This is a genomic window from Pseudomonas sp. MF6767, assembly GCF_016405475.1.
In the GTDB taxonomy this organism is placed as follows: domain Bacteria; phylum Pseudomonadota; class Gammaproteobacteria; order Pseudomonadales; family Pseudomonadaceae; genus Aquipseudomonas; species Aquipseudomonas paracarnis.
In genome coordinates this window covers 122,796-140,401 of sequence record NZ_JAEKCY010000004.1, presented here as the reverse complement: position 1 = coordinate 140,401, position 17,606 = coordinate 122,796, and the positions used below count along the sequence as shown (strand labels likewise).

At 57.8% G+C, this 17,606-nt stretch carries 16 protein-coding genes and 1 tRNA gene; 5 read left to right on the top strand and 12 right to left on the bottom strand.

Features of this window, described 5'->3' with window-relative positions:
* The first annotated feature begins 22 nt into the window (after positions 1–22).
* Positions 23–712 carry an ABC transporter permease gene (locus JFT58_RS09200; protein ID WP_198834376.1) on the top strand — a complete coding sequence of 230 codons (690 nt, stop codon included), beginning with the start codon at positions 23–25 and terminating at the stop codon, positions 710–712.
* Positions 693–1,880, top strand: coding sequence for a methyltransferase (locus JFT58_RS09195; protein ID WP_054896621.1), 1,188 nt, complete (start codon positions 693–695; stop codon positions 1,878–1,880). Before JFT58_RS09200 ends, JFT58_RS09195 begins: the two co-directional genes overlap by 20 nt.
* Positions 1,881–2,121: 241 nt before the next feature.
* Here JFT58_RS09195 and bcsQ read toward each other — a convergent pair whose 3' ends face one another.
* Positions 2,122–3,018: a cellulose biosynthesis protein BcsQ gene (gene bcsQ, locus JFT58_RS09190; RefSeq protein WP_054896622.1), complete on the bottom strand. Its 897-nt coding sequence runs from the start codon at positions 3,016–3,018 to the stop codon at positions 2,122–2,124.
* Positions 3,019–3,347: 329 nt separating this feature from the next.
* On the opposite strand from bcsQ, the gene JFT58_RS09185 reads away from it, so the two are divergent.
* From JFT58_RS09185 to JFT58_RS09175, 3 genes are all read left to right on the top strand, one after another.
* Positions 3,348–3,423, top strand: a tRNA-Thr gene (locus JFT58_RS09185).
* A 93-nt stretch (positions 3,424–3,516) separates the two neighbouring features.
* Positions 3,517–4,083, top strand: coding sequence for a hypothetical protein (locus JFT58_RS09180; RefSeq protein ID WP_181124585.1), 567 nt, complete (start codon positions 3,517–3,519; stop codon positions 4,081–4,083).
* Between the two features lie 550 nt (positions 4,084–4,633).
* Entirely contained in the window at positions 4,634–4,993 is a 360-nt protein-coding gene (locus JFT58_RS09175) for a hypothetical protein (RefSeq protein ID WP_060765827.1), read from the top strand.
* A 1,013-nt stretch (positions 4,994–6,006) separates the two neighbouring features.
* On the opposite strand, the gene JFT58_RS09170 is transcribed toward JFT58_RS09175, so the two are convergent.
* The 11 genes from JFT58_RS09170 to JFT58_RS09120 form a co-directional block, all read right to left on the bottom strand.
* On the bottom strand, positions 6,007–7,101 hold the full coding sequence (locus JFT58_RS09170) for a glycosyltransferase (RefSeq protein WP_181124583.1): 1,095 nt from the start codon (positions 7,099–7,101) through the stop codon (positions 6,007–6,009).
* A 484-nt stretch (positions 7,102–7,585) separates the two neighbouring features.
* The gene (locus JFT58_RS09165; RefSeq protein ID WP_060765825.1) at positions 7,586–8,557 is read right to left on the bottom strand and encodes a hypothetical protein; all 972 of its coding nucleotides are present in this window, start codon (positions 8,555–8,557) and stop codon (positions 7,586–7,588) included.
* The gene (locus JFT58_RS09160) at positions 8,530–9,234 is read right to left on the bottom strand and encodes a hypothetical protein (protein ID WP_181124581.1); all 705 of its coding nucleotides are present in this window, start codon (positions 9,232–9,234) and stop codon (positions 8,530–8,532) included. The genes JFT58_RS09165 and JFT58_RS09160 overlap by 28 nt, the downstream gene beginning before the upstream one ends.
* Complete coding sequence (locus tag JFT58_RS09155) at positions 9,231–9,782, bottom strand: baseplate complex protein (RefSeq protein ID WP_057976298.1); 552 nt, start codon at positions 9,780–9,782, stop codon at positions 9,231–9,233. The genes JFT58_RS09160 and JFT58_RS09155 overlap by 4 nt, the downstream gene beginning before the upstream one ends.
* Positions 9,779–10,702, bottom strand: a complete 924-nt coding sequence (locus JFT58_RS09150) for a hypothetical protein (RefSeq protein ID WP_181124579.1) — start codon at positions 10,700–10,702, stop codon at positions 9,779–9,781. The genes JFT58_RS09155 and JFT58_RS09150 overlap by 4 nt, the downstream gene beginning before the upstream one ends.
* A complete protein-coding gene (locus tag JFT58_RS09145; protein WP_181124577.1) occupies positions 10,699–11,136 on the bottom strand; it encodes a phage tail assembly chaperone in 438 nt (145 codons plus the stop codon). The genes JFT58_RS09150 and JFT58_RS09145 overlap by 4 nt, the downstream gene beginning before the upstream one ends.
* Positions 11,137–11,145: 9 nt before the next feature.
* A complete protein-coding gene (locus JFT58_RS09140; RefSeq protein ID WP_181124575.1) occupies positions 11,146–13,359 on the bottom strand; it encodes a phage tail protein in 2,214 nt (737 codons plus the stop codon).
* A gap of 9 nt (positions 13,360–13,368) precedes the next feature.
* Positions 13,369–13,893, bottom strand: coding sequence for a phage tail protein (locus tag JFT58_RS09135; RefSeq protein ID WP_181124573.1), 525 nt, complete (start codon positions 13,891–13,893; stop codon positions 13,369–13,371).
* Positions 13,890–15,062: a baseplate J/gp47 family protein gene (locus JFT58_RS09130; protein WP_181124570.1), complete on the bottom strand. Its 1,173-nt coding sequence runs from the start codon at positions 15,060–15,062 to the stop codon at positions 13,890–13,892. Before JFT58_RS09130 ends, JFT58_RS09135 begins: the two co-directional genes overlap by 4 nt.
* Positions 15,059–15,376, bottom strand: a complete 318-nt coding sequence (locus tag JFT58_RS09125; protein WP_057976310.1) for a DUF2590 family protein — start codon at positions 15,374–15,376, stop codon at positions 15,059–15,061. The genes JFT58_RS09130 and JFT58_RS09125 overlap by 4 nt, the downstream gene beginning before the upstream one ends.
* Positions 15,373–17,601 carry a phage tail tape measure protein gene (locus JFT58_RS09120; protein WP_181124568.1) on the bottom strand — a complete coding sequence of 743 codons (2,229 nt, stop codon included), beginning with the start codon at positions 17,599–17,601 and terminating at the stop codon, positions 15,373–15,375. Before JFT58_RS09120 ends, JFT58_RS09125 begins: the two co-directional genes overlap by 4 nt.
* Positions 17,602–17,606: the final 5 nt, after the last annotated feature.

Below are 17,606 nucleotides of genomic sequence, written 5' to 3'. Positions count from 1 at the left end.
GCTATCGCACTTTGACCTGGGCCTGAACTGGGCCGTGATCATCAAGTGGCTGCCGAAGTTGGCCCAGGGCGCAACCCTGACCCTGGAGCTGGTGGCAATCGCCGTGATCGCCGGCCTGCTGCTGGCGATCCCTCTGGGCATCGCCCGCTCTTCGCGCCGCTGGTACGTGAGCGCCCTGCCCTACGGCTACATTTTCTTCTTCCGTGGCACGCCGCTGCTGGTGCAGTTGTTCCTGGTGTATTACGGCCTGGCGCAGTTCGACGCCGTGCGCAACAGCTTCATGTGGCCGTACCTGCGAGACCCGTTCTGGTGCGCCACCGCCACCATGACCCTGCACACCGCCGCCTACATTGCCGAGATCCTGCGCGGTGCGATCCAGGCCATTCCGCCGGGCGAGATCGAAGCGGCGCGGGCCCTGGGCATGTCCAAGCCCAAGACGCTGTTCTACATCATCCTGCCACGCGCCTCGCGCATCGGCCTGCCGGCCTACAGCAACGAAGTGATCCTGATGCTCAAGGCCAGCGCCTTGGCCAGTACCGTGACCCTGCTGGAACTGACCGGCATGGCGCGCACCATCATTGCCCGCACTTACCTGCCGGTGGAGATTTTCTTCGCCGCAGGGTTGTTCTACCAGCTGATGGCCTACGTGCTGGTGCGCGGCTTCAAACTGCTGGAAAAATGGCTGCGCGTCGATGCATGCCAAGGACGTTGAGGCACGCTTCCAGGCACTGGATGCGTTCCTGACCGAACACCAAGGGCTGTGGCGACCACGGCCCTTTACTCAGTTGCAGTTGCCCTGGGAAACCGAGCATCCCGAGTTATCCCAGTGGCTGCGTCGGCGTTCGCTGGCCGAAGCTGAAGCCAGTCACAACCAACCCCACGACCTGCCCGCGCCCACACCTTTTCCACAGCTGGCCGCTCACGCGCTGCGCCTCGCTACTGTGGATAAGTTACCCACGCACACCCTTGAGCCCGCTCGCCATCGTTTGAATGTCGACGTGCCAGGGCGCAAATGGCAACAGATCGAAGCCTTCGGCGCCGCGCTGACCTTTACCCAAACGCCTGCCCACTGGCTGGACTGGTGCGCCGGCAAAGGCCACCTAGGCCGCCGCCTGCTGCAACCCGGCCAACGGTTGACTTGCCTGGAATATGACCCCGCCCTGATCGCCTCCGGCCAAGCCTTGAGTGATCGCCACGACCTGCCCGCAATCCATCATCTGCAAGACGTGATGGCGGATGTCGCGATCCAGCCCGAACACACGCCGGTCGCCCTGCATGCCTGCGGCGACCTGCATGTGCGCCTGCTGCAACTGGCCAGCGCCGCCGGCTGCAAACAACTGGCCCTGGCGCCCTGCTGCTACAACCGCATCACCGCCGACCGTTATCAAGCCCTCTCCGCCGCCGGGCGTGCCTCCTTGCTGCAACTGTCGATTGAGGACCTGGGCCTGCCACTGAGCGAAACCGTCACCGCCGGCAACCGTGTACGCCAACAACGGGACACATCCATGGCCCGCCGCCTGGGCTTTGACCAACTGCAACGGCAACTGCGTGGCTGCGACGACTACCTGCCAACACCTTCCCTGCCCGCCAGTTGGCTGGATAAACCCTTTGCCGACTATTGCCAGGAACTGGCAAGCCTCAAGGGCTTATCCACAGGCGAGCAGAACTGGCCAGCCCTGGAAGCCCACGGCTGGCAACGCCTGGCAGAGGTGCGCAACCTTGAGTTAGTGAGAGGCTTGTTTCGACGCCCATTGGAACTGTGGTTGGTATTGGACCGGGCACTGTTCATGGTGGAACAGGGCTACAACGTCGAGGTCGGCAGCTTCTGCGAACCATCGTTGACCCCTCGCAACCTGATGGTGCTGGCCGAGCGCGAATAAAGGGCAAAAAATCCTACAAACGCCCTGTGGATAACTCTGTTGATGAATACTTTGCAGAGGCCCTAGATATCGGCACTTCACACCCAAAGCTGGCCTGGTTATTTTTTGTTCACAAAATAAAGTGCACACAAAACAGGCAGTTGCCGCGTGCTGAGAACTGCTGCACAAAATGGCTGTTTCGTGACACCCGTTACCAACCGATTGTGCATAAGCATCTGGCGCCACGCGAATAACGGGCGCTTTATGCGGTCTGTTTTGGCGCCTTCAGCCACAGGCAAACCTCGTTGATATCATCACTGGCCAGCCGTTTCGCCACGTTATCCAGTGGGTCGGATGAGTAGGCCAACGCCTCATTGATGGCCATATCGCGATGAACTTCCAACGGCTCTTTGCCCAAGCGATGCTTGAACGCCTCGACCATGTCCAGGCTGAAGGGGTTGCTCTCATCCACCTGGTTAATCACCACCTGCACAACCGGCGGGCGCTCGCCCTCAAGGTGCGGAGCGAGCAGCAGGTCCAGATGATCCAGGGTCCCAAGGCAAGCAGCGTCCGCCTGCACGATGACCAGCACCACATCGGCAACGCTCAACGCTTGATGGAAATAGACGTTATTACCCGCGGGCGTATCGATGATCACCGTGTGCCGCTCGCTGAGCCCCAGGCATCCAAGACGCTGCGCCAGCCAACCGGGCTCCTGCTTGAGCCAGCGCTCGAGGCTTTCCTGCTGCTGGATATCGATATCGCCGAAGGTCATCACCTGGCAACCGGCAAAGCCCAACTGCTGCAAGGGCGCCCATTGCCCATGCTCCAGACTGGTGCGGCCGATGCCGGGCAAGGTGGAACTGACCCCAAAGTGATGATGCAAGGCATTCTGCGGGTCCAGGTCCAGCGCCACCACCGACTCACCCAGGCGCTGCAACCCACTGCTCAAGGCCGTGACCAGAGTGCTGCGGCCCACACCGCCATTGATAGACACCAACGCCACTATTTTAGGGCGCAGCTCCGGGGCATTGAGGGGCTGTTGGTAAATACTTTCGTCAGGAACACTGCCGAAAAAGTGCATTCTTGCATTGATGCCGTCGGCATCATGGGTAACGTCTTTGCCAAACAACGCCAGAATTTCTTTGCTTAGGCTCATAGCCTGCTCCTCACGACGCAGCTTAAAGACGTGAAGGTCAGCAAGTGCGGGCACTTGCCGCAGGTCTTTTTATAGGCGCCCTTATTGGGGGCATTCTGTGACAAAGGGTTTGAAGTGTCATTATTTTGCTGTTTTTATGCTCGGCTTTTTAGATGGACGGTAGACAGTCAATTTAATGGCTTTTTCAGCGTGTGTTTTTCCACAGGCTTGCAACCTGTGAAAACGTGCCCAAGACAGCCTGATCGCAAGAAACCTCCGACTTTGCAAAAATAGTCAGAATTCAGGGGTTTACAGAACCTTTCCAATCGCTATAATCGTCGCCCTAACACGCCGGTATAGCTCAGTTGGTAGAGCAACTGACTTGTAATCAGTAGGTCCCGGGTTCGACTCCTGGTGCCGGCACCATTTAAAAACAAAGGCTTGCAGCGATGCAGGCCTTTGTTTTTTGTGTCACACGTAACAACCCACGTAACAAGAGCCTGCTTTTGGAGTGTGACCATGGATTGGATGCAGTTTGTTTCGGCGATGGCGTCAGCACTCGCATGGCCTGCCGCAGTTGTAACAGTCGTATGCCTGCTAAAAAATCCCATCCTGGGACTCATTCCCAAAATCCCTAGCTTCAAATACGGCGAGCTTCATGTCGATCTCACCGAGGAGTTGAAGGCAGTTCAGGAAAGTCTCCCGAGCAAGCCTCAAGAACCTCCTGGTGATGAAAAAGCCCCCCTCCCAACGCCTGTTGCTCTCCAACTAGCCGCCTTGTCGCCACGAGGAGCCATCCTGCACTCATGGCTTGAAGTAGAGGCGGCTGTCGACCAATTGGCTAACAAAGCGGGCATTGAGTTTCCGGCGAAGGCCAGTCCCGTGGTGAAAATGCGAGCGCTGCACGATGAGCGAGTGATAGACGCCCTTATCTACGCAACCTTTTTGCAACTGTCCAAAGTCCGAAACGACGCCGTGCACCTGACTGATCGGGAGACGACGTACCAGGACGCCACGATGATGTGGGGGTCATGCTCTTGGCTGATAGAGCGACTCAATGCGGCGTTGCCCACAGACGACGACTGACGCCGTTCTACCTATTACCGATGATCAGGCACAGCTTGCTAGTGACCGCTACGAGCTATTGAAGGCGGAATGAGACGGGCAGTCTGAGAGTCCCGATTTTTCGAGCCAGCAATGAGTGTTCGCGCATCAGCCCCCGCCCCTTATGCGAAGCGCAAAAAAATTAGGGTTGACCCCTTAAAAGCCTGTCAGATTTGTCAGATTTATATTTCTCTGTTCTGTAACCCTTGTATTTCAAGCCTTTCAGCGTTTTGCATCACTGTCAGAAAGCTGTCAGCGACCTGTCAAAACCTGACAAAACAGTAGTGTCAGTTTTACTGTTTTTAAGTGACTGTTTTATAAGGGTTTTTTATTTATGAGGGAGAAACTGACACAAACATCCAACCCCGCTGTCAGAGCTGAACCCCAGTAAACACGGGGCCTGCAGGGCACTCGCTGACAGATATCCATGATCTGACAGGGATTTGGGGGTCAACCTAAATAAACAATAATGCGGACGCCTCGAAGCTAATGCCCAGAATGCTCAGCCGCGCACTGATCAAAGGAAGCAAGCATGCGTAAGCCAGCGTCCCAAGCAGCTGAACCCATCATCGAAATAAAGAAGAACAGTTCGACCTGGGAGGTTCATTGGGATTACCAGGAAGCCCCTGAAAGCTCCGTACTGTTCAAACGGCAGGAATACCTGGGCGGCTACATCGACGGTTCCATGGATATGTTGGGCATCCTCCCCGCCAACGTCCTCTGCGCCAGCAGCGTCACCGGCTCGGTTAAAAGGTTGACCGAGGAGCAGGCGACAAAGCTGCGTGACGCGCTGGAACGCCTGCTGATTCCTGTTGTGAAGAATGAGTTCACGCGCCTGCAGAAGCTGAATGAGCTGCCCCACCTTCGCTTGGCCGCCTCCGAATCGGTGTGAAACTCCCTGTAATGGAGCGCATCGGCTACAGCCCACAGTATTCGGGGGCTCCAGAGCAAAAAGGCGTTTCGGCCATTGGTCAGCGAGGCGTCTTCAAAAGAGCCCATCCGAGAATGAAAACCTACGAATTACGGTGTTTTTCATTTTTTCGCCCAATGGGGCCGGGGACTTCAGCTTTCCGCTGTTGAAGTACACCCATCGCACTGTTGTGCAGCCGCGCTGCATTTCTCTTCAAAACTTTGCAATCTGTGAAATTGCCGATCGCCTGCAGAGCCCCAAGGCCCGCTTGGGCTGCAGCTTCGTTTGCACTACTTCCGACTTTGCACAAAAAAAGGACACAAACCCCGTCGGCGGGAGGGGGATAAGTGCTTTTTCATAAGTTTTTTTCTTGTTGCGATGTATTTTCCGGCGGCCGCCTGTATAGCCGAAAACTTCGCACTGCCCGGGCACCAGATGTAAGGTTCAACCTCGACGATCAGCAGCTCATGGGCAAAAACATGAAAAGCGAGCCTGCACTCTCTAAAATTGAAGTCATCAAAGTAGGCAAGTGTTCCAGAGGCGGCTGGGACTAGCAGGAAAGTCCCGAATGCAGCGTGGGGCATTGTATGAGCGAATGTTCAACTGTAGCGGCTTGCGTTGAATAACGCAGGCTCGCATTCAGTGACACTTATGGATCACTAATTGCTAAAAGTTAAAGCCGTGGAGTTAGATTAATTGCAAGTGGACTTACATTTGACGGTGGGAGCTAGCGCAAACATGAGCTGCAATTACGCTGAGCTTGCGGCTATGGATAGATGCAAATTATGTGATCTGTAAAGCGGGATAAGTGCGAGTCCGCTTTTTTTCAAGTTCGAGCCGTTACAGATATGGCGAGTTACCAATATCGAAGTTATAGTAAAAATGACCTGCAAAGCAGGTCTATTTGGTTTTTCGCAAAAGCAACATGGCTACTTGCTGCGGTGTAATTCGATGACCAATCTAAGCGGCCTTAGCAGAACACATCGCGTTTTTTTCTATCCGACATCCTTGGTGTAAATTTTAAGCCAGCGATCTACGACGCTATCTAGCCCAAACTTTTCGATAATGTGCTGTCTAGATTTACTGCCATATTCGCTCGCTGCAGCATCAGACAAATCAACCGATTGTTGCATGCTATCAGCCAGCGCGACGCTATCCCGAGGGGAAATCAGAAAACCATTGCCACCCATGACTTCTGCCACTCCGCCACAGTTCGTAGAGATGGTAATGCGTTCTGCGGCCATTGCCTCAGCAACCACTAGGCCAAAACCCTCCCAAGCCGAAGAGAGCACAAAAATATCCGACGCCGAAAGCAATTCAGGCACATCTTTTCGAATTCCCAACAGGCTAACCTTATCCTGTAAACCGAGATTCTTGATTTGCTGTTCAATTTGAGGGCGAAGCTCGCCATCTCCTACAATCAAAAGATGGCAAGATGATTGGCCGCGGCTAAATTTTGAAAAGGCATCAAGTAGATTAGGGTAGTCCTTTTGCTCGTGAAAACGCCCAATAGCGATAAAGACTTTACTCTGCTGAATATCTAGTTCAGACCGGAGTTGCTGCCTAGCGACTGGATTGAAGCTGAGCCTTTGTGTATCAATGCCATTATGCGTAGACAACATGTGGCCCACAGGTGCGGCCTTCTTGTGCTCAAAAGCTTCGACAGCCTCCTGACTGACATTAGTGAACTCGTCACCAAGTGAGTGTGTTACTCGATAAGCCAACATGCGTAGTTTGCCACCCTCATTTGTATTATGCGCAGTACATATCAAACGGGGAACTCTACAGATCAATCTTGCAAGCCGTGACAGAATGTTGGCGTGAAACATATGGCTGTGAACCACGTCTGGCTTGAACTGATTTATTATTTTTGCAAGATTGACATACGCCTTAGCCATACTAAAAGCTGACTTTTCCCCCTCCAGCCAAAAAACTTTAACCTTCTCAGAACGCGGCAGAACAATTGCGGGCTTCAAAATGTAAGCAATAGTTACATTGTGCCCGCGGGCAGCAAATTGATCTGCCAAGCTCACAGTTTGAGTTTCAGCGCCGCCCATGCCGAGGCCGGTGATAACAAGAAGAATGTTCATTGATAGTCAACTAAGTTGGTTTAAGTAAGTGTGTGCAAATTTAACTGGAGGATCAGCTCGCTTCAGCAAAAATTTTTTCAGCGGCGCCCATTTCCTGCTTTTCTGATGCTGCTTAGGAGCCTCGTTACCTAGCAGGTCAAACGATGCCACATTTTCGCATCGTACAGTACCGAATTTGTTAGTAGCAGATCCTTAACTGTGACAGATGCTCCATGGAAGAAATGTCATCGGGTTTTTACGCTTGAGCTCCAAGGCGAGGTCAAGATGTGGAGTAGCGACGGTATTCAAAGCGTTCAATGTCGCCGTGGACACACTGCAGAGCTTGGAGCACCGCTGACGGAAGACGGAAGACGGAAGACGGAAGGTGCAGCGTGGGCGCTCCTGGGTGCTTAACACAATGAGCCTAGCCGTGTGTTGGCGGCTCTTGGGTAGCGCTAGGGCTTGACTGTTTTATGTTTAGAGGGAGCCGATAGGCGACATCTTTTTACAACGTGATCGGCTTTAACTTTCCGGCCAATAAGGTGGCCGTCCCCGCGTTGGTTATGAACTCAGCCGCGTTTCCTGGTACCGGCGTCGGTCCATGGGTGTGACTGGCCAGCTGGGTGTTCATCTGTTGCACCAGGTCGAGCAAATCACACACCACCTGGAAGATGTTCACGCTATCAGAACCGACATGATTTTTCGGCGCAATCAATTGCTGGCTGGCCGCCGCCACGCTCTTACGCAGACCCTCTATCCTTTCCTGCATGTCACCACCCACGGTGGCGTTGTGCTTCTGCCCTATTACCAGGTTCAAGTCCCGCCCAGTTGCCTGGTGAAGATCATTCACCGCCGCCAGGCTCGCGGATCCACCCGACAGGAGCTTGAGCGCGCCCAGCGCCTCGATCGTCTTGATTCCACCCACTGACTCAGTTGAATGGTCATCCACCGTCCTAGTGTGATTCTGGAAACGCTCAGTGTTACCCAGGGCGTCCACTTCGCGCTCGATCGACTTGTCCCGAATCTTGCCGTCAGTCTGACGCAGCCAGTTGCCGTCGGCGTCCACACGCTGCTGACTGGCTTCGCTGTGCTGCCACACCTGATCCCCCTTTGGGACGCTGGGCATACTCAGGCCGTGGGGCAAAATTGTCTGGATATAGGGCTTGTGCGGCAAACCGTAGGCAAAGCAAACCACAACTTGGGTGCCCTCCTCGGGAAACGCATAGATGCCCATCTCTTCGCCACCGGTGGGCAGTGGGAGTGGCACGCCGGCCAGGATCGGCAGCTTGGTGTCTGGCTCGCCGTCCGGCCCCATGACCTCGATATCGACCGCATAGCGCGGCCGGAAGTCGTCACAGATACCGGCGCCGGCCGGGGCGTCGGCCACGGCGACAACCCGGGCAAAGCGTGGCAGGTGATAACCGCCGGTCAGTTCGGGAAATTGTCGTTCTACGCTGCGGCGGATTGCGTCGTCCATCGGATAGCCATCTGGTTGTCGATGAGCGCCACACTGGTGATGCGCTCGCCGTTGTTGATTGTTGCACCTGGTCGCAACCCGGGAAGGGCTGCAATCATCGCGCTTTGATTGCCCTGGTAGTCATTGAATAGTTCCACCGGCAGCTGCAGCGGCGAACGAACGCCAAAGAAGCTGTCGGCCCAACTGCCCACGAACACTTCCCCGTCACCCTGCTGCTGCCAGATGAAGTCGGGGATGTTGAAAACCCGGGCCAGGCTGTCCATGGCTTGGTAACCAGCGGCAAGGCTGTAGAAGAAAGGTGCCTTGACGCCGGCATATGGCCGATCCGGGACGCGAAAGCGTAGGCCGGTGTGCTGGCCGATCTCGACCAGGACGGCGCGCAGGTCGACGTGTCGCAGGTTCAGCGGCAGCGGGTTGGCCAGGATCGCGGCCAGCTCGCGGCAGAACAGCACCTGTTGGGTGCTGCTGGCCGTGGTGGAGCGTTCGACGTAGCCAATGAAGTGTCGCTGCAGCGTGTTGCCGTTGTAGCCGATATCGAGCGTCACCAACCCCTTGACCGGCGCCGAGGCTTGAATGGTGAACGTCGCTCGGCCGGGGCTTTTCGCGTCCAGTCGCACTTCGTTTTTGACCAGGACGTAGGGCACGCCATTGATGGCCAACTCCTTGTGCAGCTTCATGTGTTAGCCCCGCCCAGCCAGCCGTCCACCTTTTTCAGCGTGGCTTCAAAGCCGGTCAGTTCCTCCGGCCCGCTGCTGGAATCGCCACCGGTACCGCCGCTGCCACCCACTGCCCCGCCGGGGCCAGATTGTGCGGTCACCGCGTTACCCGATCGCCGCCCTTCGACTTTCTCCGGGTTCGACAGTTTTTCAGTCAGGGTGAACTGAATCAGCCAGCCGCGCAGGTTGTCATCTTCCCGGGCGCTCACGCCTTCGGTGAACGTCACCTGGCGCATACCGAACGCGGCGGCGGTGTCGTTGACGATGCGGTACGTCTTGAGCTGACCACCGCCTTCGGTCGCTTCCACCAGGCGCATCAGATCGCGCAGTTGCACCTGGTCAACGAAGGGAATCATCAGGTTGACGGTCAGGGTCTTGGGCTTGAAGCCCTTGTGCCCCTTGTCCGTGTTGCTGGTCTGGCCTGACAAATCGTCACTCTCGATGCGCAGATTGCCGGTGACCTTGAGATTCTTCCCGCGAACCTCTTGCCCATCCAGTAGCAGCGTCATAGGCCCACCAACTCGCGAACGAAGCTCAGTCCCTTTTCCGATCCCACCAGGAGCGCGCCGGCACAGAGCACCCATTCATGCCCCGGGGCGTCACCGTCCAGCAACGCCTGGCGCAGCTCGGTGGCGTTGCCTGGTCCGATCAGGCGCGCGCGCATACTACTGTCAGGGTTGCCGCCTGCGAGCGAGGCTTTAAGGTCGGCCAGCTGCTGGTCCCGGCCCTGCTGTTGAGCCGCTTTGCGGTTTGCCAACGCGGCAAGGTCGGCCATGGGTGAGCTATCGGCCGCGTAGCTCTCCAGGACGGCGAGCTGGCCAGACATGGATTGTTGCGCGGCCTTGACCACGGTGCAGCGTTCAAGGGGCAGCGCCTGCCAACGCGGCAGCGTGCCGGCGGCGGGGATCTCCCATTTTTCCGTCTCCAGCTTCGACAGGTGCCGTGCACGGCGCTCGGCTCGCACCAGGTCAGGCATGGGCAACAGCGCATTGAAGCGCGCCAGGCTCTCGGCCAACTGATCAAAGCGTGTGGCCAGGAACATCAGGCACAGGGCGAAATGGGGACCATCCGGCCGGCCGGAGTCGCTCACGTCCACCAGTTTGCCGGCCAGCTGCTGCAGTAGGTTCGGTGCCGACAGAAACCGCTGGTAGCCGCGGCCCTGGCCGATTCCACTTTGAAATGGTGTCACCACCAAGCACGCCGGGGCCTCGCCCATCTGATCCGCCAATGCCCCGCGGCCGGTAACGATCGCGCCCTGGGCGGCGTCACCCACCTGCCCCGGGTTGGTGCTGGTCTTTCCGTTCAGATCCGCCAAGCGCTTGGCGGTACTGACCTGCTCGGTGCTGGCCAGCTCCTTGGCCGCTGACAGTTGCCCCATCCATTGGGTAGCCTGAGCCGGCCAGCGCATTGCGACGGGCGCCCAGGTCATGGGTTCAATACCAACTGAGACTCAAGCCAAACAGGCTCAGCGGGTCGATGCGAAACCTTGGGAAAGAGCTCCGACTCGGGCCAATCCCGCAATGCCCGTCGATAAACCAATAACTCGGCGAACTGCTCATCAGTCAGAACGGAGGGAACGTTCATCTCCCGATCGTCACGGTGACGCGTTACCAGCCATTCGTTGAGAGACAGCTGTGTATCCCGCCACCGGCGTTCCATCGTCGCCAGAGCATTGGAATCCTGCTCAACCTTGATCAAGCAAGGCTTATTTTTCGCATTGAGCGACAACTGCAGGCCGTGCGACGGGCCGGAAACCAACTGTTCGTGAAGCTCATCCGAAATCTCGAAAGCATCAGTGGGTATCGAGAGGCTGAATTCGGTGTCGTAAAAGCCCATTGTTGAAGCGCTGAATAACTTGCTCATGATCGTTCCTCAGAACCCTACGGCAAACCAGCTATAGCCGCTGTCTTGGCCGATGTTGGTGATGTTGTAGTCTTGTCGGTAGGCCGTAAACCCGGTCACGCTCTTGCTCACGATCTGATAACCGGAGTCAGCGTTTGCACCACCGCTCGCGTTGTTGGTAGTAGGGAGAACGCCAAAACACACGACGTTGAACGCCACGCGGAAACTCACTGATTGAGCGACAGCAGGGTGCGCAGCGACCGTCCCCCATTGAAGAACCACACCTGTGTCAGCGCAGCGCCAAAAACCGATATCGCCCAGGCTCGCTGTATTTTTCGGGCCGTTACCGCTGTGCCACAGGGGCCTCCCGTTCCATAGCAGTTCTCCGGCGGCGTTCATGCTCAGGCCACCGGAGGCGACCGAACGCCAATGAAAAGAGATTCGCGGCGCGTATTGAGCGGCGACGCTACCGCTGCCGATGGCTTCCGCTTCGCGGATCTCAAGCGCGCCACGATCAAAGCCGTCCCCTGATTGCGGGGCGTAAAGCTGGGGCCGCTTATTGGTTAACCCCGTCGGAATGGCGTTGGTAATGCCATAGCCTTCAAGTGTCGTAGCCGCATCAGCTTTAGTGTTTGGGTCGAAATTCCCGTTGTGCCAGACAGAGCGCGTAGGCGTCCAATCCCCTGTCTTGTTCACCGAGCGAACCAGCAATTTGACGTCATCAGTCCCTTGCTGCAGGCCGATCTGGCCTGAATAAGAGGAAAAGCCGTAGGGAATATTGATCAGGCCGACGTACTCACTAAAGGTTGTATAGCCAGCCCCAAAGTAGTGAAAACCGCCAGGAAGGTCTTTATGGTCGATGGCAGATGAAGGCGATGTAGTGCCCGCCAGCCCGTAGTCCCCGGCATGTATTGCGTCGGTGATGCCGTACCCGTTGAGCGTATTAGGCTTACCGCTGGTGATCTTGCTCCAGTCCAAACCAGGGATATCCTGGGCCGAAAGCGCCTGGGCTCCGACTACGATGCCTTTCGCATTCACCTGAACTTTAGGGTACGTGCCAGCCTTGACCCCACTGTCTGCAAGTGTCAGCGGGATGGTGGCGTTGTCACCACCATCAAACTGCGCCTCGCCCGTGCCCGCTCCGCTGATTGATAGCGTTCTGGGGGTTTCCAGCCGTTTCGCCTTTCCGGCTGGCGTGTCTCCCGAGATGATTTTATCTATCGCCTGCTGCAGCAGGCGGCGCACAGAGTTGACCGCTTTGGTCGTGGCGATGATCAAGCTGTTATCTGTCGCGTAATCATCGCTGATGGCGTTAGGAACGTTGCTTAGCCCTACGTCACCTTTAGTTGTTGCTCGGGCGCGCAACTGCGGGTAGTCCCCGGTGCGAGCGGCGAAATGACTGATGAGCGGGCTGTTTATTGGCTCTGCAGCACGATAGTCGCTGATCTGTGAAGGCGTCAGGTCCGCCAGCGCAATGCAGTAATGGCGGGTGCCAGAGCTATCAGTGTAATCAGCCTGATTTGCCTCGTATCCCAACGTCCAGCTGGCCACCACGTCACTCAATTCACGGCGCAGCGATACGATCAAATAAACTGCGCTCGGCAACCTGGGCACCGCGACTGGGAAGAACTCAGGTAAAACCAGGCGAATCCCTTCGACATAGGCCATTCCAGGCTTAAGTCGGTAATCACTGCCGACTTTCTCCACCTGAAAAGCGCTGCCAAAAAAACAAGCTCGTCCGTAGATATCGCGATTGCTCAAGCGTTCGCGTTCATCGATACCGTGGAGGCGCACAGTGAAATCATGCTGCCATGTGCTTGCGTCGACGGTGATGCCTGTTAGCGCCTGCGCACCGTCGAACACCACCAGGAAGTTGCGCGTGACGTTGTTGCCCACTTGCTGCGGCGGTATGTTCTTGCGCTTTTGCTGTACAGGCACATACGCCACTGCCAACAACACATTTTCAGCGGTTTCCAGGCCGATCCAGTTCCAGTCAAAGTCTCCAATATCACTGCCCATCATCAGGCTGTAGACGACTTGGCTAGGGTTCACGAACCCTTTTTGCGTGACGTCATAACTCGCGACCAAGTGCGCCGCCGGCTTCGGCGCCGCACGATCAACCGGGCCGTTGGGGTTCAGCCCTGGCACATTGGCCAGAACAAAACGGGACACGATCAGGGGTTGTTGTGCGCCTTGTTTTTGCGCGATCAGGCTTTCACCTGCAAGGGTAATGCTGGCTCCCACGGGAGGCTCCTACAGGCTGGCAACCAGTGTTTGCTGGTCGTCGTTGAAGTCCACCGCGACAATGCGCAGTGATACGGGGGTGATGGTCACGAAGTCATAACGCCGGCACGTGCGGCCGTACTGCTGGATCAGAACCCGCATCAGCTCAGGGTTTTGCGACAGCTGCGAGTCGGACAGGCGCAGCAGCACCACGTCCCAGTCTCGATCGGGCATACGCTCGTCGATCTCGACGTAGCCAACGCCCAGGCGCTGCAGGATGCGCTTGAGGCCCGCTGTGCTGCCGGCATCGACGGCGTTTATAAAGGCGAACTTGACGCGTAAGCGGTACAGGCTTTCGGGTTCGTCCTTGAAGCGGCTGATATCTCGCTGCCAGGCCAGCAGATCGAGGACGGTCAAATGGCAGGTGTCTGCATCCATCTGCAGCAAGGGCCATTGCAACCAGCCCTCGACCTTTTCCCACCAGGTCTGGCTGGCCGACTTGAGCTTGGCCAACTGCGGGCCGTCAAGCCAGAACGGCAAGTTCAGCTTGATCATGCGAACACCACCTGCAGCGATTGAATCCGGGGGATGCTCAACTCCGACACGATGTCAGCGTTATCAAAGTGCAGCGACTCAATGCCGGCGAACTGCTGGTGAAGTTCTTCGCCCAGGCGGCTGAATGAAAACCGCGACTGCGGATAGGTCAGCGTCGGCTGATAGTCACCGGTGCCGCTCTCGCGGAAGGCGGCGCGGATAAACTGATCGACGTCGGCCTGCAGCTTGGCGCGCTGTTCGGCGCCCAATAATGCGCGTGGCCACAAGGTCAGACGCAGCGCGTGCTGGGTTTCAGGCATGACCATCACCAGCAGATCGTCGCCGTGGCCATGGTTGCCCTGGTCGCGGATATGCGCGTTGATTTGCTCCAGGTAAGTCGCCGCCGGCACGTCCGCTTCAAACAGCACATAGGCGTTGGCGCTGCCTGGTCCCCGGGGTGCGCCGTGCAGGAAGTACACGCCATCCGGCCGCACGCCCGGAAAATCCGAAATCATCGCCCGATAGACCGCATCGGTGTGCCACTGGTTGACCGCCGAGAACTGGTTACGCACGCGCAAACGCAGCTGATCGTCCGGCTCAGGATCTGCACCTGGTGCAATCAGCCAACCATCCGCGTTCACCACCTGGACAATGCCGGCAATCGGTACCGGCAGGATCGCGTAATAACCCGGGGCCAGGTTGTACCCGCTGCCCACCTCCTGGGCTTCTACTGGGACTTCCAGCTGCATCAGTCCATCGGTAAAGGTTGCGGCCTGGGTGGTCACCAGTTGATAGATATGGCCGTTGATAGCTGCAGACTGCACCAGGATGCCAGCGGGCAGTTCCAGCGCACCGCCGGCAACATCGCGAATAAACAGCAACACGCCTTTGGCTTTGGTCGCGCCCTTGCGCTCAACGTTGACCGCCCAGGCCAGCATGTCCAGCCACTTGTCGCGGGCAGTTTTCACAAAGAAGTTAGGCAGCACGGTGTCGCTGATAAAGCTGATCAGCCACATGACCGGCTTGGTCACCAGTGCCGTGATTACCCGCCAGAACGGCGAATAGGCGCTGGTGTTACTCATCTTGCTGCCCTGGGCGGCCACTTCCTTTTCCCAGGCTTGGCGTAGTCCTTCCTCGGTGGTCGGAATGCCGGCGTCTATCAGCGCCTGTTTGAAATCGACGTCGCTCACAGGGTCACCTCAATGTCACCGAATTTCAGCGTTTTGGCCGTGACAAGGTACTGTCCGGACTGCACCTGGTTAATCAACGCAGTGCCCGGTACCAGGCGTGCGTCGGCCTCCACCAGCAGCTCCAACTGCTGGATGCAGTCGCGCTGACGCAACTTGCTGCGCTCGGCTACCAGGGTGACCAGCAAGCCGCTCTCGCGGATCATGTGCGCAATGTCCTGGGCGATGCTGGCGCGGTCCTCGATCAGTAGCGGCTGACGGGATGGATCCAGCGCCAGATCGTTGTCGACGATCAACAGGTCGATGTATTCGCTCATCCCCCCACCGCCATGGCTAACATGCCTTCCAGCTCCAGCGGGTTCATTTGCTTACCGGTGTGAATGTTCACGTTCTCCACGTGGGTGCCCTTGTTTTGGGTTTGGTTGTTGTTCTGGATGCTCGCCAGCAAGCCGCCCCGGGGCACTGCGTCGGGCCGCTTCGGTGACAGGCTGGCCACGGCGCCATTGATGCGCTGCTGGCTCTGTTCGGCCCTCTCTGTAGGCGCCGGAGCCAACACCAGAGCCGGCGGTTGACGTGGTGGCTCCAGTGCAGCGAGTGGCTGCGCGATCGGCGCCGGGGTTTTCGGTACCGGAGCCAGGACCAGGGCCGGCGCTTGGGCCTGGGGCTGCAGGGCGTTTAGGGTTGGCATGGCTGACGCCGGCATTTTCGGTGTGTTGGCCATCATCAGCGGGACCTGGATCGGCTGCTGTGGAGCGCTCACCAGTTGCGGCAGCAACGGCGCCTCAACACTGGGTGCGCTGATACCTGGCAGCTCAGGCGCTGCCGGCATGTCACCAAACGCCGCCTCGATGTTTACTCCGGGGATCTTGTTCAACATCTCGATCAAGCCGTTGATGGCCTGTTTAAAGATGCTGACGATGCCGTCCCAGGCGGCGCTGGCCATGCTCGACCAGCCGCCCATCGAATCGAACCAGTCCGACAATGCAGTCAGTTGGCCGCTGACCCAATTGAACGCCTCGCTGTTGAGTAGCGCGCTGGTCCACTGGTCCCAATAAATGATCGCCGCCGCCACGGCCGCGACCAGGGCAACGATGCCGATCACGATCCAGGTCACCGGGTTGGCCAGCAACGCGGTATTGACCAACCAGATCGCGCCCTGCCACAGCAACATTGCGCCCTTGACCAGGCCCATCCAGGCGACCATCAGCACCAGACCGGCCACGAAGCCGATCACCATAACGGTGTGGTACAGGAACATAGCGATACTGCGCAGGCCGGCCATGGTCAGGACTTTCCACACCGTGACCAAGCCCAGCCAGACCATCTTCGACATGCCCACGGTCAAGGTGAGCAGGGACATGGCCGCAATGATCCCGAACACCACCAACGTAGCGATGCCGATCACGCGGGTGATGTTGGGGAACAACTGGGTCCAGCGGGTCAGCGTGCTGGCAATGCCCACCAAGCGATCCATCAGCGGCGCCAGGATCGGGATCAATGACTGGCCGAAGGCGATGCGCAGCGCCTGCACAGCGGCGCCGAACTGTTGCCACGGGTCCACCATGGCCTTGGCCATGCGCTCGGCGTTTTCCAGGCCGCGTACATTGCCCAGTTGTTCCATGCCGTTTTTCAATCGGCCGGTGTCGCCCATCAGGGTGGTGATCAGGCGGGCCGCTTCACCACCAAAGGCGTCGCGCAGCTGCTTGCCGTTGGCCTCGATCGACAGATCCCCAAACTTGCCTTTGAGCTTGTCCAGGATGTTCATCATCGGCAGCAACTTGCCCTGCTGGTCCACAAAGGACATTCCGAGCTTTTCCGATGCGCCGCTGACGTTCTCAAAGAATGACTTGTAGAGGCCACCGGCCTCCCCGCCGTCCATGGTGCCGCCCAAGGTGCCCAGCACCGCCATTTGCTCGGCCAGGCTCACACCTGCGGTGCTGGCCAGGCCACCGGCGCTTTTGAATGCCTCGCCGATCTGCTCGCCACTGGTGCGGAACAGTTGCACGGCGGTGGCAGTTTGGCCGGCCAGCGTTTCAACCCACTGGCCCTTGCCCATGGCGTCGGCCTGGCCCTTGAATAGGTTGTACATGGTGCCGACGTAGGTGCCCATGGTGTCTGCGTCGGCCTTGGTGGCCTTGGCCAGCACGTCGCTGGCGTTGGTGAACGTCGCCAACTGATTGCCCACCAGCCCTTTGATCGCACCTTCAATGTGGTATGCCGAGGCGACAAAATCCCGGGCGTTCTCGCCATAAGCGACAGAGAACTCTAGGGATTTGCGGTTCAGAGCATTCAACGCATCTTCGGCCACGCCCAGCGATCGGACTTCGCCCAGGGCGCGGTTCATCTCCAGAGCTGGTTCCAGGGACTGGGTGATGGCCACACCGGCGCCCACCATCCCAGCCAGGCCAAGGCCCATCTGGGTGATGTTCTTCTGGCCCTGTTGGGCCAGGTCAGAAAAACTTGTCTTCACCTTGCCCATGGGGGCGGTGACCTTATCGGTCAGGCTCAAAATGAAGGCCAGGCGGGCGCTACGGTCTGTCATCGATG

What these genes read in the sequence shown, in the direction of transcription:
- JFT58_RS09195 (WP_054896621.1), top strand. Translation starts at nt 693, where the DNA reads ATGCATGCCAAGGACGTTGAGGCACGCTTCCAGGCACTGGATGCGTTC.
- bcsQ (WP_054896622.1), bottom strand. Translation starts at nt 3,018, where the DNA reads ATGAGCCTAAGCAAAGAAATTCTGGCGTTGTTTGGCAAAGACGTTACC.
- JFT58_RS09180 (WP_181124585.1), top strand. Translation starts at nt 3,517, where the DNA reads ATGGATTGGATGCAGTTTGTTTCGGCGATGGCGTCAGCACTCGCATGG.
- JFT58_RS09175 (WP_060765827.1), top strand. Translation starts at nt 4,634, where the DNA reads ATGCGTAAGCCAGCGTCCCAAGCAGCTGAACCCATCATCGAAATAAAG.
- JFT58_RS09170 (WP_181124583.1), bottom strand. Translation starts at nt 7,101, where the DNA reads ATGAACATTCTTCTTGTTATCACCGGCCTCGGCATGGGCGGCGCTGAA.
- JFT58_RS09165 (WP_060765825.1), bottom strand. Translation starts at nt 8,557, where the DNA reads ATGGACGACGCAATCCGCCGCAGCGTAGAACGACAATTTCCCGAACTG.
- JFT58_RS09160 (WP_181124581.1), bottom strand. Translation starts at nt 9,234, where the DNA reads ATGAAGCTGCACAAGGAGTTGGCCATCAATGGCGTGCCCTACGTCCTG.
- JFT58_RS09155 (WP_057976298.1), bottom strand. Translation starts at nt 9,782, where the DNA reads ATGACGCTGCTACTGGATGGGCAAGAGGTTCGCGGGAAGAATCTCAAG.
- JFT58_RS09150 (WP_181124579.1), bottom strand. Translation starts at nt 10,702, where the DNA reads ATGACCTGGGCGCCCGTCGCAATGCGCTGGCCGGCTCAGGCTACCCAA.
- JFT58_RS09145 (WP_181124577.1), bottom strand. Translation starts at nt 11,136, where the DNA reads ATGAGCAAGTTATTCAGCGCTTCAACAATGGGCTTTTACGACACCGAA.
- JFT58_RS09135 (WP_181124573.1), bottom strand. Translation starts at nt 13,893, where the DNA reads ATGATCAAGCTGAACTTGCCGTTCTGGCTTGACGGCCCGCAGTTGGCC.
- JFT58_RS09125 (WP_057976310.1), bottom strand. Translation starts at nt 15,376, where the DNA reads ATGAGCGAATACATCGACCTGTTGATCGTCGACAACGATCTGGCGCTG.
- JFT58_RS09120 (WP_181124568.1), bottom strand. Translation starts at nt 17,601, where the DNA reads ATGACAGACCGTAGCGCCCGCCTGGCCTTCATTTTGAGCCTGACCGAT.